General features: G+C 62.6%; 11 protein-coding genes. 4 read left to right on the top strand and 7 right to left on the bottom strand.

The genetic code is table 11. The annotated features are described in order from the left end of the window. Positions 1-156 (bottom strand): hypothetical protein, encoded by a 156-nt coding sequence (locus AC07FD_RS35040; RefSeq protein WP_478353538.1) that lies wholly within the window; start codon positions 154-156, stop codon positions 1-3. A gap of 208 nt (positions 157-364) precedes the next feature. Between AC07FD_RS35040 and AC07FD_RS35035 the strand changes: the two genes are divergently transcribed. Further along, on the top strand, positions 365-1,033 hold the full coding sequence (locus AC07FD_RS35035) for an ankyrin repeat domain-containing protein (protein ID WP_478353537.1): 669 nt from the start codon (positions 365-367) through the stop codon (positions 1,031-1,033). A 27-nt stretch (positions 1,034-1,060) separates the two neighbouring features. Further along, complete coding sequence (locus tag AC07FD_RS35030) at positions 1,061-1,570, top strand: YHS domain-containing (seleno)protein (protein ID WP_379018806.1); 510 nt, start codon at positions 1,061-1,063, stop codon at positions 1,568-1,570. 40 nt (positions 1,571-1,610) lie between these two features. On the opposite strand, the gene AC07FD_RS35025 is transcribed toward AC07FD_RS35030, so the two are convergent. The 3 genes from AC07FD_RS35025 to AC07FD_RS35015 all read right to left on the bottom strand — a co-directional run bounded on the left by AC07FD_RS35025 (position 1,611) and on the right by AC07FD_RS35015 (position 8,177). Beyond that, a complete protein-coding gene (locus tag AC07FD_RS35025) occupies positions 1,611-3,830 on the bottom strand; it encodes an adenylate/guanylate cyclase domain-containing protein (protein ID WP_478353536.1) in 2,220 nt (739 codons plus the stop codon). Between the two features lie 349 nt (positions 3,831-4,179). After that, the gene (locus AC07FD_RS35020; protein WP_478353535.1) at positions 4,180-4,860 is read right to left on the bottom strand and encodes a redoxin domain-containing protein; all 681 of its coding nucleotides are present in this window, start codon (positions 4,858-4,860) and stop codon (positions 4,180-4,182) included. 17 nt (positions 4,861-4,877) lie between these two features. Beyond that, complete coding sequence (locus tag AC07FD_RS35015) at positions 4,878-8,177, bottom strand: ATP-binding protein (RefSeq protein WP_478353534.1); 3,300 nt, start codon at positions 8,175-8,177, stop codon at positions 4,878-4,880. A gap of 338 nt (positions 8,178-8,515) precedes the next feature. Here AC07FD_RS35015 and AC07FD_RS35010 point away from each other — a divergent pair, with 338 nt between their 5' ends. Next, positions 8,516-10,288: an adenylate/guanylate cyclase domain-containing protein gene (locus AC07FD_RS35010; RefSeq protein ID WP_478353533.1), complete on the top strand. Its 1,773-nt coding sequence runs from the start codon at positions 8,516-8,518 to the stop codon at positions 10,286-10,288. A gap of 14 nt (positions 10,289-10,302) precedes the next feature. Here AC07FD_RS35010 and AC07FD_RS35005 read toward each other — a convergent pair whose 3' ends face one another. From AC07FD_RS35005 to AC07FD_RS34995, 3 genes are all read right to left on the bottom strand, one after another. Then, entirely contained in the window at positions 10,303-11,688 is a 1,386-nt protein-coding gene (locus AC07FD_RS35005) for a hypothetical protein (protein WP_478353532.1), read from the bottom strand. Positions 11,689-11,807: 119 nt separating this feature from the next. After that, positions 11,808-12,332, bottom strand: coding sequence for a GNAT family N-acetyltransferase (locus AC07FD_RS35000; protein ID WP_478353531.1), 525 nt, complete (start codon positions 12,330-12,332; stop codon positions 11,808-11,810). Positions 12,333-12,406: 74 nt separating this feature from the next. Continuing rightward, positions 12,407-13,231 (bottom strand): hypothetical protein, encoded by an 825-nt coding sequence (locus tag AC07FD_RS34995; protein ID WP_478353530.1) that lies wholly within the window; start codon positions 13,229-13,231, stop codon positions 12,407-12,409. A 205-nt stretch (positions 13,232-13,436) separates the two neighbouring features. On the opposite strand from AC07FD_RS34995, the gene AC07FD_RS34990 reads away from it, so the two are divergent. Next, complete coding sequence (locus AC07FD_RS34990; RefSeq protein ID WP_478353529.1) at positions 13,437-14,852, top strand: DUF5939 domain-containing protein; 1,416 nt, start codon at positions 13,437-13,439, stop codon at positions 14,850-14,852. Positions 14,853-14,977: the final 125 nt, after the last annotated feature.

The following is a 14,977-nucleotide window of genomic DNA, read 5'->3' as shown; positions in this document are numbered from 1 at the left end:
TCAGTGGTGCAGGGCCTTTCGCAGCGCGTCCGGCGCATCGGCATAGAAAAGCACCTGGATTTTCGTCGCAACATCATCCGACAGGTCGATGAGGGTCCGGCGACAGGACACAGGCATCATGACCGTGGTCGCGCCCTTTTCGAGCGCAAGCTCCACGACATCGATCGGATTATGAACAGGATCGATTGATCCGCCGAGGATGATCCCTCCGACAATATCGCCGACGGCCAGTTGAGCACATGGCGCCTCGCTGCGACTTCAACTCGCGCACGACCTGGAACCCTATGGCTGCGCTGCGCAGAATGTATTAGAGTGGCCTTATACACGTCCATCTGTAGGCGAGCGGCGCCCGGAGGGTTAGGCGATGATGGTCTCCCGGCGATTGTTGCTGCCGAAGGCCTTCCCGATGCGGGTCAGGCGTTTCGGAACCGGCTGGGTTCGTATTGTCTGTCGGGCTCTCGTCGTTACCTTCATTTCCTGGTTTGCTGCCGGGCCGGCGATTGCGGGGCCCCTTCATGATGCTGCCGGAGAGGGCGACGCCGGCAAGGTCGCCGAACTCCTGGCACAAGGCGCCGATGTGAACGATCGCGACGAAAGCCGACAGACCCCGCTGATCGATGCAGCACTTGCCGGCAAGACCGAGGTCGCCATTGTGTTGATCGAGACCAAGGCCGACATCGAAGCCCGCAACGACCGCGGCTTCACTGCCCTTCATGCGGCAGCCTACTCAGGAAGCCTGGACATAGCTAAATTGCTGCTCGACCACGGGGCCGAGGTCGATGCGTTGAGCACGCACAAGATTACGCCGCTGCATGTGGCAGCAGAAGAGAACCAGACGGCCATTGCGGAGCTGTTGATCGCGCACGGAGCACAGGTCGAGGCAATCCAGGAATACGGCTACACGCCTCTCAGCCGCGCGACGTTCTTTCAGAGCGCCGATGTAATGGTCTTGCTCAAGAAGCACGGCGCAAAATGCCAACCCAAGGAAACGATGGGGTCGTCGTACAAGGTGTGCATCGCCCTCGGCAACTGACATCGAGTAGGGTTACGGGAGAAGAACATGACAGAGAACCGTTCCACGTTTGACAGTTTGCTTTGCGCGGGAGTAGCCGCCGTCTCCATCCTACTATTCGGCACTAGCGCATCCTACGCCGGCGACGGAGTGAACACCGGATATTTCGGCAACGTCGCCATACTGGGCTACGATCCGGTGGCGTACTTCACGGACGGTCGCGCGACGATGGGTTCGCCCAAGATCTCGAAGAAATGGCTTGGGGCGACGTGGTACTTCGCCAGCGTCCAGCACCGCGATGCCTTTATTTCCGAGCCTGTGCGCTATGCTCCTCAATTCGGCGGCTTCTGCACCGGGGGAATGTCAGCGAAGGAGGCATCTGCGAACCTTGACCCGGAAGCGTTCCGCATCGTCGATGGCAAGCTCTTCCTTTTCTCCGGAAAGGGGGGCCTGGAGGAAGACTTCGATGCCAACCCAGTGCCTGTCATTGCGAAGGCGGAAGCCGAATGGGCCGCAGTTGAGGCGAAGGAATTCGAGGCTAGAGCGGCCGCCAACTAGCCGAGGCGCATGTCGCGAGCCGTAAGTTGAATGGTGCCCGTCACTGAGACACTGAGAAATACCAGACGGTGACGGAGTCCGGCCAAACATACTCGTCCTGCGTTTCGCTGCTCCCCTGGGGGTTGCGAAAGACCGGGGCGCAGAACTTGCGGCCGAGCAAGGTCGCGGTGGATTGCGTGCAGAAGAGGTTGCCATCCAGGCTGGACGCGCCGGTGATGATGCTGCTTTGCGAACTCAGGGCGAAATCTCCATTTGCACTCAGCTCCATGACGAACGGAGCACCATTGTGTTGACGTCCGACCCATGTCCGATCGCCTGTCAGGGCGCGTAAGAGGGAGCCGTCCAGGCGGTCTTCTTCCCGCCCGCGAAAATCGAAGCTCCGCTCGGGAATTCCCGCGGCGCGAAGGGCGTCCAGCCGGTGATCGAGGTCCTGTTGCCGCCGGTGGTGGGCATAGACGGCACGATAAGCGGCGAGGTTCTGCTCGGGGATCTTTTTCAGGATTGCTGCAACCGCATCGTGCGCCTCGGCCATTCGGCCCAGCCGCGCATTTGCCATTGCGAGGGTTTCGAGGCCGAGGTCGCTGCGCTCTTCCGGCTGGACCTGGCTTAGCGCCCGCAAGGCCTTCTCGTATTGGCGGTTCATGTAGAGCACGAAGCCGTAGTAGTCGAAGACCTGCGCTCGCGGCTTGGGATCGAGTTGCAACACGCGCTCCATCGCAGCCAGAGCCTCCGGGCCCTGTCCTGCGTAGGTGAGCACGATGGCCAGGTTGAGCTCTGCCTCCGCGCCGTTCGGGTCCAGTTCGACGGCTTTCTGGACAGATGCGATCGCCTGGTCCCATTCGCCATCCAGCATCTGCAGGATGCCGAGCACAGCATATGCTCTCGATGACTGGGGATTGAGCTCCAGCGCCCGCCCTGCCGCTTCATAGGCGCGCTGGCGAGCGACGGCGCTGAGCATGAGCAACTGATAGTCGAAGCCGAGCACGTCCACCGTGGCGCGAGCATAGCCCGAGTAAGCATCCGCAAACGCAGGATCAAGCTTGATCGCTTTTTGATACAGGGACAGGGTCTCGCCGAGAGACCTGTTGTCGACCACATAAACCTTCTGCTCGGCTCGGGTGTAGAAATCGTATGCCTCCAGGCTTCGCGTAGGGAGACGAGCAATCTGTGCCCTTTCGCCTTCCGTCAGGCGTACCGAGAGTGCCTCGACGATGCGCCCGATCACCTCGTCCTGAAGCGCAAATAGCCGGGAGTAGTCGCGGTCGTAGCGCTCGGCCCAGATGTTGCTCCCCGTTTTGGCATCGATGAGCTGAACATTGATCCGGACTGCATCGCCCTCCCGGCGGACACTGCCCTCGACCACGTAGCGGACGTTCAACTGCGCCGCGATCTCGTCGACGTCGAGGGATCGATCCTTGAAGGAGAACGCGGAATTGCGGGCGATGACGAGGAGCCCGGAGATCTTGGACAGATCGGTGATGAGATCGTCTGCGAGCCCCTCAGCAAAGTAATCCTGCCCCGCTTTCTGGCCGAGATCGGTAAACGGCAACACGGCTATGGAAGGCTTGCCGGGCGTTGAAGCGGCCGGATGGGAACCGTGACCAGGCAGGAGGCCAATTACCTGCGGCCAAAGCATCAGGGCAATCCCCGCTGCCAGAGCCAGAAGGAGCGCCGCCACGCCGATCACAGGCCACCGCCGAGAGCGCGACTTCCTGGCTCCTCCGGTCTGTTCCAGCAGAACGCGATAGGCGCGGACCCGTTCTGGAATGTTCTTGAGGCGCTGTTCGCCGAGTGACTTGAAGATCAGGCCGAGCTTGTTATGGGCCTGATCGTAGGCCGTTCCCGAGATGACGATGCCGCCAGGATCGCTCAGCCCCTCCAGCCGGGCCGCGATGTTGACGCCGTCGCCGTAGACGTCGTCCTTGTCGATGATCACGTCACCAAGGTTGATCCCGATGCGGAACACGATCCGAGTATCTTCGGGAAGACTGAGGTTCTGCTGCGTGGTGACCCGCTGGATTTCGACGGCGCAAGCCACCGCATCGACGACGCTGGCGAACTCGACCAAAGCCCCATCGCCCATGAGCTTGACGATGCGACCATGGTACCCCTCGATCGACGGTTCGATGAATTCTCGGCGGAGCGACTTGAGCCGGGTAAGCGTGCCCGTCTCGTCCAGCCCCATCAGCCGACTGTACCCCACAACGTCGGCGGCGAGGATAGCGACTAGCTTCCGTTCGAGATGTTGAACCGGTTCCACCGCGCATGACTATAGCGAAAGCCCTATGGCAAGACCATATGCGCGGCCAAGGACCGGAAAAGCGCGCGTCGCAGAGGTATGGCGTCCGCGCGCGGCGCTCGGGGACCGGCCTGGCCCAGGCATACTCCAACGCCGTTGACGCAGATGCGATTATGAGAGGTTACCGCGCGGTCACCGTTACGGGATTTCGCTGCAGTTCACCCTCGTGTCGCTTGCCAAGGTTGGGGTCGAGCGTTCGAATCGCTTCACCCGCTCCAGTTTCCTTCTGGAAATCAAGCGACTAAGAGGCGCCCTTCGGGGCGCCTTTTGCTTACATGGCCTTGCCAACCGGCGATGTAGCGGTGCAAGCCTATTGGGTGACTTGGGACACGGCTGACATGAGCTCCCGCGGGCTTGGCGCCCCAAACATGTATCGTCCTCCCTCTGGAACCTCCGTGAAGCTCCAGCGCACGATCCCCTGCCGGTCCAAAAGGAACTGACCGACCAGTTGTCCGTGCCCGGTTGCCAACATCTGCTCGTCGGCTTCGGTCAGTTCGTAATGGTCCCTCTTGTCGAGGATTTCGCCGGCCGCCAAAGGATCCAAAGGACCAGGCAACTCGCCTGGCATCTCAATCCGCATATCCTTTACCGCTGCCATCGAGACCTTGTACGGCCAGTTCGTCTCGTTTTGGGTGAATTCGAGATTGGGCAGTCCAAAAGCACGATGCGAAGCGCGTTCAGGGTCGGAGGCCGCAAGCAGATTCGGCATCGGGTGGTAGCGGAAATAGAGGCGCGCCCGTTCGATCGGCGTGTTGACCACCGTCAGGCTCTCCACGCCCTTCTCGCGCAGCTCCGGATCAAGCCGCGCCTGGGCGGCGATATGGCGCCGGCAAAACGCACAATGCAGACCTCGAAACAAGCCGACCAGCACCGGTTTTTGTCCGCGGAAGTCGTCTAGCGCGATCTTGCCTTCCTGGGTAATGGCGTCGAGTACCACGTTCGGCGCGCGGTCGCCCGGTTGAAGCGGTACCAAGTCACGAGGCGCGGACATTTCAACCTCCCACCCGGCTAGTCGAGAAAAGGCAGCACCACAAGCGCTTCCGGGTCGAGCCCGTGCTGGGCGCATATACCCTGCGCCAAGGAAAAGTAGCGTTCGGCCTCGGCCAGATTGTCGAGGTCGAGATTAAGCGTTGCGAGACCATCATAGCACGGAAACAGCAGTTGGGGTTCGCCCGTTTCGCGGGCTACGTCCAGGGCTTCGTGGAACAAGCCGACCGCCAGTTCCGGACGGCCGTTGCACTGGTGGATCTGCCCAAGCACGATCAACGGCACCGGCAGGTGCTCGCGCTGGTCGAGCGCCCGGTCGATCTCGATGGCCTTCTCTGCAGCAGGGACGCCCTCCGTTGGACAGCGATCGGTGAAAGTACAGCAGGCGACCGCCAGATTGGCGAGGAGGCGCGCCTGGAAACCCAGATCGCCAATATGGCGCGCCACTTCGAGACCGCGCCGACAGACCGCCATCGCCTGTGTCGGATCGATGGTCGTGTAAAGCACGCCGAGATTGGTGTAGCCGCGGCAGGCCGCGCCCAGCAGACCGGCGGCTTCGGCCAATTCGATGCTACGCTCGACCTGACCCACGGCTTCCCGGTTTCGCCCAAGGCGAGCCAGCGCGACTGCCTTGGTATTGAGGGCCTCGGCGGTCACAAGAGTGGCATCACGCCCGGCCTCGGAGACATGCTCCGTTGTCAGCGTGCGCACGCAATCCAGCGCCGCATCCGCCCATTTTGCCGCGAGAGGGTGATCCCCGCTACGAAACGCCTGCCGGCCACGTTCTTGCCACAGATGCGCCTGCTCGATCGGGGCATCCGCTCCATCGAGGAGCGCTGCCGCTTCGGCATAGCGCGATTCTGCGTTGTCGCGCTTGCCGACGTCCCAGAGCAGCCGACCGATCTTACGCAAAACGCGCGCCGAAGCGACACGATCGGCTGACTCGCGGTATGCCTGCAACACCGTCTCATAGTGGTGGTGCGCGATCTCGCGGCGGCCTGCCGGGCCGCTCAAATCGGCAATGCGCTCTGCAATCGCCAGTTTGAGCGGTGTTTGCCCGGTCGCACCCAACGCAGTCAGTGCCCGCTCGTAGAAACGAAGGGCGTCGTCGTTGGCGTAGATCATGCGAGCGCGATCGCCCGCCGCCTGCAGGTAGTGCGCGCCCTTCTCCCGCTCGGCACTCTGTGCGAAATGATGACCGAGCACGGTCAAATCCTCAAGCCGTTCCGGTTTTTCGCCGCACAGTTGCTCCAAGGCAGCACCGACCCGCCCGTGGATGTCGGTCCGGCGCTGCAGAAGCAGATTCTGGTAAATCACGTCCTGCAGCAATGTTTGCGTAAAGCGGTAGCTTTGCGACGAGACCGAGCCTGATCCGGCAACTTCCTCGATGATTTCCGCATCGCAAAGCAGTTCGCAGCCGGATTCCAGCCGGCCGGGGTCGGCTGTCACGGCCTTCAGAAGTATGGCATCGAAGCGCGGGCCGATCACCGCGGCTTCCTGGGCCAAACGGCGCACCTCCTGGGGCAGGCGGTCGACACGGGCAAGCAACATTGCCTGGATGGTGGCGGGAATGCCGGTTGCGGCTTCGCCTGCCACAGTCCGCCATCGCTGGCCCTCGCGCACCAGGACACCGCGATCGATAAGGCCTCGAACGATCTCCTCGATAAAAAGGGGGTTGCCGCTCGCGCGCTCGAGGATCTGGTCAAGAAGCGTTCCTGCGGAGTTTACCCAGCTCTCGCCGAAAAGCGCCGCCAGCAGGCTGCGTCCGTCATCGCGGCTGAGCGGCGAAAGCCTGAGCGCTGTGTGACTGACCCGACTTGAGTCGAGCTGGCCGTGGTCCGGCTCCGGACGATGCGTGACCAGCAACATCAGCCGCGTGCGTTCCAACCTGTCCATCACGAAACGCAGTGCTTCGAGCGACACGGCGTCGGCCCAATGCAGGTCTTCGACGACGATCAACAGCGGCGACAACGCAAGCCGCCGTTCGATGATCGTGCGGACTGCGTAGAGAATTTGCCGCCGCAGCTGCTCGGGCTCGACATGCTGCAAGGTGGCATCGGGGTCGCCAAGGCCAAGCACATGGTAGAGCAAGGGCATCAGCCGCTTCGCCTCCTCGCCCTGCAGGCCGAGATCGGTCAGCAAGCCTGCGAGCTTCCCCCGCATTTCGTCCCCGGTGTCGTTCTGCATCATCCCGGCAGCGCTGCGCACCACCGCGCCCAAGGCGCCAAATGATCGTTCGCCCAGCGGTGAGCACGTGGCCTGCCGCACGGCGAGGTTGCGAAAACGATCCTCGTCGCCGACGCGGGCGACGAACTCCTTCACCAGTCGCGATTTCCCGATACCGGCTTCTCCAACGAGGCGGACAAGTTGGGCCGAGCCGCCGCACGCCTGGTCAAGGCTCGCCAGCATTCTATGCAGCTCCGCATCACGGCCTATCATCGGTGCGCTGAGGCCGAGCGCCTCGAGCCCACGCGCCGTACGCGGCGCCGCAAGCGGTGCATCCAGCCGATGGACGAGCACACTGCCAGCCTTGCCGCGAAGCACGACATCACCCAGCGGCTCGTAGGAGAAGGCATGCCGGGTCAGCCTGTGAGTGAGCTCGCCCACCAGCACCTCACCCGGTGCGGCCAGCGATTGCAGGCGTTGCGCCGTATTCACGGTGTCGCCGGTCACCGAATAGGATTTGGCGGTGCCGATGCCCAATCCGCCAGTGACGACCGGACCGGTGTTTATGCCGATGTGGAGCAACAGAGGCGAGCCGGAGTGGGGGGCGCTTTCGCCGAGCCGCGCCGTCCGGGCGATCATGTCGAGAGCGGCGCGAAGCGCACGTTCCGGATCGTCCTCATGCGCGACGGGCGCCCCGAACAAAGCGAGCAGTGCATCGCCGATGAATTTGTCGACGAAACCACCGAAGTTTCGCACGGCCGCCGTCAATTCCTTGAACAGTTCGTTCTGCAGCGTTTGCATCACCTCGGGGTCGAGCTGCTCGCTGAGTGTCGTGAAGCCGCAAAGGTCGGCAAACAGGACCGTCACCGTCCGGCGATCGGCGTCGGAGACCGGATGCGGCCCATCGTCGCTTTCGATGTTCGCAAGCAGCGACGGCGCTCGAGAAGGCGGTACAATGGTCCGGCTTGGTGTCGGAGCAGGCCGTTCGACGGCTTTCGCGGGCGCACCGACGCTTGCCCCGCATTTCGGACAGAATTCGAAATCAGGTGCGCAGGGGTAGCCGCAACTGGCGCATGGCACGGGCTGGCGCTTGCCACACCTCGGACAGAAAGCAAAACCGCCCTCAACCTCGAAACCGCAGCCCGAGCAGTCCATCGAACAAGACCTCACCAATGCATGTCGCCCAAAAGTGAACCCGGTTTTGGGATAACGACATGCATAAAAACAAACACCTAAGGCGCGTCGCCTGAATTCGTTCAAACGCAGCGCGCTTTAGCGGCCGTGACGGCGTGATCTCGCTACGCACCTCACGGCCAGGATATTCACAAGGATGGACCGATAGCGCTCGACCGGCAAGCGGCAGTGCAAATGGGCATCGAGTGATCCGTGCGGGTCCTGGGCAGGGCGCTGCCGATTCGGGCGGCTGCCATCGTTTGCGAAAGTTCCCTCCTAGCCTCCGTCTCCTGTTATCGTGGAGATGAGGAGACGGACCCATGAGCGAGAACCGCAAGCTGGCCGCTATCCTGGCCGCAGATGTTGTCGGATACAGCCGGCTCGCGAGCGCGGACGAAGATCGTACCTTGGCGCGGTTGCGGGCCCTGCGCAGCGACCTGATTGATCCCATCATCGCCGTGCACAACGGGCGCGTGATCAAGCGCACCGGCGATGGGGCGCTGGTCGAGTTCCGCAGCGTGGTGGATGCCGTGCGCTGCGCCGTTGAGGTTCAAAATGGCATGGTTGAGCGCAATGCCGGCGTGCCGCAGGACCGCCGTATCGAGTTCCGGATCGGCATCCATTTGGGGGACGTAGTCGAGGAAAGCGACGGCGACCTGATGGGTGACGGCGTCAACATCGCGTCGCGTCTGGAGGGCATCGCAGCGCCGGGCGCCATTTGCCTGTCCGAAGATGCCTATCGCCAGGTCAAGGCGAGGCTCGACCTCTCGGTCAGCGATCTCGGCAACACCCAGCTCAAGAACATCGCCGAGCCCATCCGGGTCTATTCGCTGCAGGTCGGCACCGCCGGGGCCAAGGCGCCCGCGACTTCGGAAACCGCGGCGAGCCGGCCTGCGGCAGCAGCGCCGCCGAAGCTTTCGATCGCCGTCCTGCCGTTCGCCAACATGAGCGGCGACGCCGAGCAGGACTACTTCGCCGACGGTATCTCGGAAGATATCATCACGGCGCTCTCGAAACTGTCGCAGCTATTCGTCGTGGCCCGCAATTCGTCGTTCACCTTCAAGGGCCAGAACGTCCATGTGCAGGAGGTGGGCGCGAAGCTCGGCGTGCGGCATGTGCTCGAGGGCAGCGTGCGCAAGTCGGGCAACAGGGTGCGCATCACGGCGCAGCTCATCGATGCAACCTCGGGCGGCCATCTTTGGGCGGAGCGGTTCGATCGCGACCTGACCGATATCTTCGCCGTTCAGGACGACGTCACGCAGCACATCGTCGGCGCGCTCGCGCTCAACCTGAAGGGGGGCGACCAGCAGCGGCTCGCGACAGAGCATACCCAAAATCTGGAAGCGTATGACTGCTTCCTGCGTGGCCGTGAACATATGTGGCGGTTCACGAGAGAGCAGAACAGCCAAGGCCGGGAACTGCTGGAACGGGCCATCGAACTGGACCCGAAATTCGCTCCGGCATTCGCGTTCCTCGCCGTGGCGCACGGGCTGGCCTACATCAACAGGTGGAGCCAATCGCCGTCGAAATCGCTGGAACAGGCGATCGAGGCTGCGACGCGGGCGGTGGCGCTCGACGATCGATACCCCCACGCGCATTGGGCGCTGGGCATCGTCAACTTGTACTTGCGACGGCATGACGTGGCCATCCGCGAGGCGGAACGCGTGATCGCGCTTGCTCCCAATCTTGTCGAGGGGCACGAGAGCCTCGGCAACGCGCTGCACTACGCGGGCAGGTCCGAGGAGGCGCTCCTCTGTTTCGAGCGGGCAATGGCCCTGAACCCGTACTATCCGGACATTTTCCTGCACTTCCACGCGCAGGCGACGTTCCAGCTGGGCAGGTACGAGGAGGCCGTCGGCATCCTGAAGCGGCGGCTCGTCCGCAACCCCGGCACCGACGTCTCACGCGTGCTGCTGGCGGCGTGCTATGGTCATTTGGGCCGTTCCGCGGAGGCACGCGAGCAGTGGGAGGAAGTGTTCCGCGTCAATCCCGACTATTCGTTGGAATACCGTCGCAAAGTCTTGCCCTACAAGAACCCTGCCGCTTTCGAGCTCGTGGTGGAGGGGCTCCGCAAGGCCGGGGTCGTGCAATGACAGCTGCGGCGATGTCAGGTCGCCCTGATGCCTGCCTGGCCGATCTTGCGCCATCGGGCGTTTTCGCGAACCAGTTTCAGGTCGTCGGTCGTCTCGGCAAAGGTCCGCAATCGGTACTGCCGGAGGAGGTCCGGGAAAAGCGCCCCTTCCGGCAGGCCGGCAAGCTGCTCGCGGACTGAGATCTTTTCATCGATGACCCGCATGCCCCAGGCATTTTCCCGAACCTGCAGCTCCTCAGCCAGATCGCGCTCCTCCGGCGCGTTTTCGTCTAGCGCTGCCAGCAGGATCGAGTGGAAAAGCGATACGTAGCCGATCTGCCTCAGGCCACCCACGACCCGCACGCGCGGCAAGATGGCAAGGACGAGGAACATCAGGAACAGGTTCGGCAGCAGCACGCCGTCCAGCAGCGCCTGCCTGAGATGCGGCCGCTCGAACGGGATGGAGAGACCATGCGGCCTGTCAGGCTCGATCAACTGCCCGTTCTCGAGCACGAGCTTGCGCACGCGCTCCTCGCGGATGCCCCAGAAATAGGCCGTGCTATTGGGCAGGAATCTGCCAAATGGGCCCGATGCCGCCACTTGCAAGGCACGTTCGAGACGCTGGCGCCTTGCCGGCTCGATGAGCAGCCTGGAAAGAAGGCTGCCGTCGTGTTCCAGATGCCGCGCCATGGCGGCCGCGGCGAGCCGATCATCGATGAAGACCGGCCGGGCCATGCCGGAACGATCCCAATCGGCGACCAGATCCTCGTTGAGGGCCGTCAGCGCATCGGCGGCGGTCCCAAACACCTTGTCGTGGCCGGCAAGCAGCGTGCCCAGCCAGCGGCTGGCATCCGTTTCATCGCCCACCGCTTCGAGCGCGCGCTTGTTGAGGGAGACGGGACCGGCCACGCAGGCGCTCTTGCGGCACAGTTTGTGGCGCCCCATGCCAAACAAATTGACCTTGTCGTCGCCGACATCGAGCCATCCCGGCCCCTCCCGGCCATTCGTTTCCATGGTCATCGTCGTTCCCATGAAGCCGACGAAGGCCGACAGCCCGTTTTCGACCGCGCCGAGCCAGGCAAGCAGGAGGGCATCGAAGGTGATCCGGTCCATCAGCAGCAGGCAGTGCAGGCCGGACTGGATCACCGGTCTGCGCTCGAACTCTTCGAGGGTCTTGCCGATCTCTTTAGGCTGCATGATCGCACCAAGGCGCTGATGCAGGACGTCGCGCAGGATCGAGCGGGCAGCGACCGCCGGGGCCGATGCAGGCCTTGCCACCGGCCGCCACAGATGGCGGGCGTAATCGGAAACCGGCGCATTCCAGTTCTGCTCGATGTCACGCACGACTTCCGGGCAGAGCAGCGACAGCACGGCCAGAATTTTCGCCGGAGGCGCAGCGGTTGGGTCAGAGACGGCGGTCATTGGTCCCGTCTAGCCGCTCGCGGTGCAAACGCCAAGGGAGACCAGACTTGCTGGACCCGGCCGGCCCACACATAGATCGTCAACTCGATCAAAACAGATAAGTCTCCAAACAGCGGATCTCAAAACCGCAGTCGGGCCATGCTCAGCAGGTCGCGGTACTGCCCGTCGGTAAAACCGGCCTTCACATGCCGACCTTCGACCTCGAAGCCCTGGTTTGTGTAGAGACGGACGGCCGGTTCGTTGTCGGCATAGACGGTCAATTCGACCCGCTTCAGGGCGCGCCAGTTATCGGCCACGTCAAGCAGCGCGCCAAGTATGGCAGAGCCGATGCCCTTGCCGACAAAGCCATCGTCAAGGCCGATATTGATCTCGCCGATATGCGACCGGCGTGGCGACCCCTGCACGACTAGGCTGCCATGGCCGACGACCTTGCCGTCCAACTCCGCGACGATCCAGGTGGTTTCCTGGCCGGCCTTGGCGATGCGCCGCTCCACCTGCTCCACCATCTCGAAGGGCATCCTGAGCGTGCCCCAGCGGAAGCCCGGCATGTTGAAGATAGCGCAAAGCGCCTCCGCGTCGCTTGGCCGGACGGGGCGGAGCTGCGGCTGGATTTTCTCGGAGGATGGCGAGGTCGTGCTGGTCATGGCGTTCCCGGCGAGGGCAATCGGCCCGGCACGATGCACCAGACGTCACCTGAAAATCCAGCTATCTCTGCAAGCTATGCTGCCGATTGCGCGCTGAAATAGCGGTAGGCGGCGGAGAGTTTGAAGACGCCGCTGATGCCGATCCAGCCGAAAAGGGCAAGCCAGCACAATGTCTTGGGCGCCGTCCAGTCGATCCGATGCACCGCAGCGTCGGTGATGACGAGGCCAAGGATGGCAAGCAGGCCAACCAGAAACTGCGCCAGGCCAAGCACCAGCAGTTCCTCGCGCGGAGCGCTTTTCCAGATCAGATATGCGCCGCCGGCGCCGGCGAGGAAGATGGCGCTGTAGACCTGGGCGTGGAAGGGATCGACCGGCCATGGCCAGGTGCTGCTGACCATCAGCGGAAACAGCAACATGCCGACGCCATAGAGCCCAAGGATCGCCGTTTCCGCCAACATGTAGCCGCGCCATGCGGGGTTTAGGGTCACGCCTTTTGCTGAAGGACGAGCCCTGGCCCGCCACAGGAACAGCCCGGATACCGCGGCTGAGGCAAGATAGACCAGGAACCAGAGCCAGGCCGCTTTGCGCTCGAAATTGAAATAGCCGAGATTGATCAACGAAACCGCCGACACGATGACGGTGAAGATGAAGGCCATGACGAGCACCAGCCTGCCGGGCGACCAGCGATTCCAGAACAAGAGCGCCGCCATCACCGCCATTTCGGCGGTGTAGAAGCCGCCGAGGAAGCGGGCACTAAATGGCGTGACGGGCCATGGCCAGCGCGGCTTGACCAGTGCCGGCGCGAAAAACAGGCCGGCGCCTACGATCAGGACGATGATAACCCCTGCGGAGAAAAGGCGCAGAGCCGCGGGAAATGGCGGGTTGTCAGATGTCGGCACGGGAGAAAGCCCCAAAAATGAATGCCCAATGTACCATCATAGTGCCGGTTGTGGCCGGTGAAAATCTGCTGAATGGAAATTGGACTGTCACCAGGCTTGTCTATTCGAATGGCCGTACGGTCCGTTTCGAAGTAAAATGGCGACTCGGACCAAAGAGCGGTCCGGATCAACCCGCCTCGGGGGCGCATTTTCCGGAGCCTGCACGATGAACGAAGCTCAGGATCTGTTCTCGCTTCTGCGGCAATCGAACGATGTTGATCCACAGGCAATCGACGCGATCGAGCGGACCATCGTGGAGGGCCAGGACCGCGAACTTTGCCGCATCAATGCGCCAGCCTTCGCCGGCAAGCATGGCCTCGACGAGGAACGCACCATAGGCGCCTTTCTCCACGCGGCAAGGGTGGGCATCTTCGACATTTCCTGGAATGTTCTGTGCCCCGGCTGTGGCGGCGTGCTCGACACCAATGCCACGTTGAAAACCCTGCAGAAGGACGAATACACATGCGCGCTGTGCGCCGAGGGCTATCCGCCGACCCTCGACGAGATGGTCGAGGTGACATTCACCGTCAGTCCCCGCGTGCGCAGGATTGCCGCCCACGATCCACACGAACTGCCGTTGCTGGAATATTTCCGCCAAATCTACTGGGCGTCCGGCGTCGATCTGCCGGAAGAAGATTTCGCCAAAAAGATGGAAGCGTTCTTGCTGGAAGGTATCGAGCTTGCGCCCGGTGAAAAGGCGGTTCTGCCCATACGGCTTCCGCCCGAGTTCATTATCGTCTTCGAGCCAGTCACCCATTCAGCGCAGTTCATCGACGCGAAGGGCGAACCAACAAAGGAGCGCCGAAGCCTCTCCTTGGTCTTCGACCGCGACCATGTCCAGAGCCAGACGCTGGAGATGCAACCCGGCCCGATGCGCATTTCGCTGGAAAACAGGACCGACACCCGCGTGCTGCCGACGGTCATCATTGCCGGACCGGCATTGCATGATTTGCTGGGCAAACGCCGGCCCTTCCTGACGGCCAAGCGCCTGCTCACCAACCAGACGTTCCGCAATCTCTATCGCGCGGACACGCTCGACATCGACCAGCGCCTGAAGATCACCAGCCTGACCTTCCTGTTCACCGACCTGCGCGGATCGACCGCGCTCTACGAGCGGGTGGGCGACCTTTCAGCCTTCGATCTCGTGCGCGAGCATTTCCAGGTTCTGCACGAGATCGTCGCGGCGGAGGCAGGCGCGGTGGTGAAGACGATCGGTGATGCGGTGATGGCGACCTTCGCGACGCCCGATCGTGCGATTGCCGCGGCCCTCAGGATGCGCGATGCCATGCGTGCGCTCAACGACAAGAGCGGGCGCGAGGATCTGCTGCTCAAGATCGGGGTCCATGCGGGCCCCTGCATCGCCGTGTCCATGAACGAGCGCCAGGACTATTTCGGCCAGACGGTCAACATTGCTTCGCGGGTCCAGAACCTTGCCACCGCACAGGCGATCTTCGCCACTCGTGCGGTGGTCGACGACAATCTCACCGCCGATCTGTTGCACAGGAAAGCGCTGACGCCCGTGCCCCACGAGGTCTCGCTGCGCGGCATTGAGCGCGAGATAGCAGTCTATACGATCCCCTGAATACTTGGAGCAATTCCAGGAAAAGTGTGAAACGGTTTTCCTGGGAAAGGCGCGTGGCGCTTTCCCTGGGGAATTGCGTTAAAACAAAGAGATAGAGCGGGTTCGGCGTTTCCGTGAAACAGTGA

It is taken from the genome of Mesorhizobium waitakense, assembly GCF_056431085.1.
Note: the sequence above shows the minus strand (reverse complement) of the source record. Positions and strands in the feature narration are given on the sequence as shown.

What these genes read in the sequence shown, in the direction of transcription:
- AC07FD_RS35010 (WP_478353533.1), top strand. Translation starts at nt 8,516, where the DNA reads ATGAGCGAGAACCGCAAGCTGGCCGCTATCCTGGCCGCAGATGTTGTC.
- AC07FD_RS35035 (WP_478353537.1), top strand. Translation starts at nt 365, where the DNA reads ATGATGGTCTCCCGGCGATTGTTGCTGCCGAAGGCCTTCCCGATGCGG.
- AC07FD_RS35020 (WP_478353535.1), bottom strand. Translation starts at nt 4,860, where the DNA reads ATGTCCGCGCCTCGTGACTTGGTACCGCTTCAACCGGGCGACCGCGCG.
- AC07FD_RS35015 (WP_478353534.1), bottom strand. Translation starts at nt 8,177, where the DNA reads ATGGACTGCTCGGGCTGCGGTTTCGAGGTTGAGGGCGGTTTTGCTTTC.
- AC07FD_RS35005 (WP_478353532.1), bottom strand. Translation starts at nt 11,688, where the DNA reads ATGACCGCCGTCTCTGACCCAACCGCTGCGCCTCCGGCGAAAATTCTG.
- AC07FD_RS35030 (WP_379018806.1), top strand. Translation starts at nt 1,061, where the DNA reads ATGACAGAGAACCGTTCCACGTTTGACAGTTTGCTTTGCGCGGGAGTA.
- AC07FD_RS34990 (WP_478353529.1), top strand. Translation starts at nt 13,437, where the DNA reads ATGAACGAAGCTCAGGATCTGTTCTCGCTTCTGCGGCAATCGAACGAT.
- AC07FD_RS35000 (WP_478353531.1), bottom strand. Translation starts at nt 12,332, where the DNA reads ATGACCAGCACGACCTCGCCATCCTCCGAGAAAATCCAGCCGCAGCTC.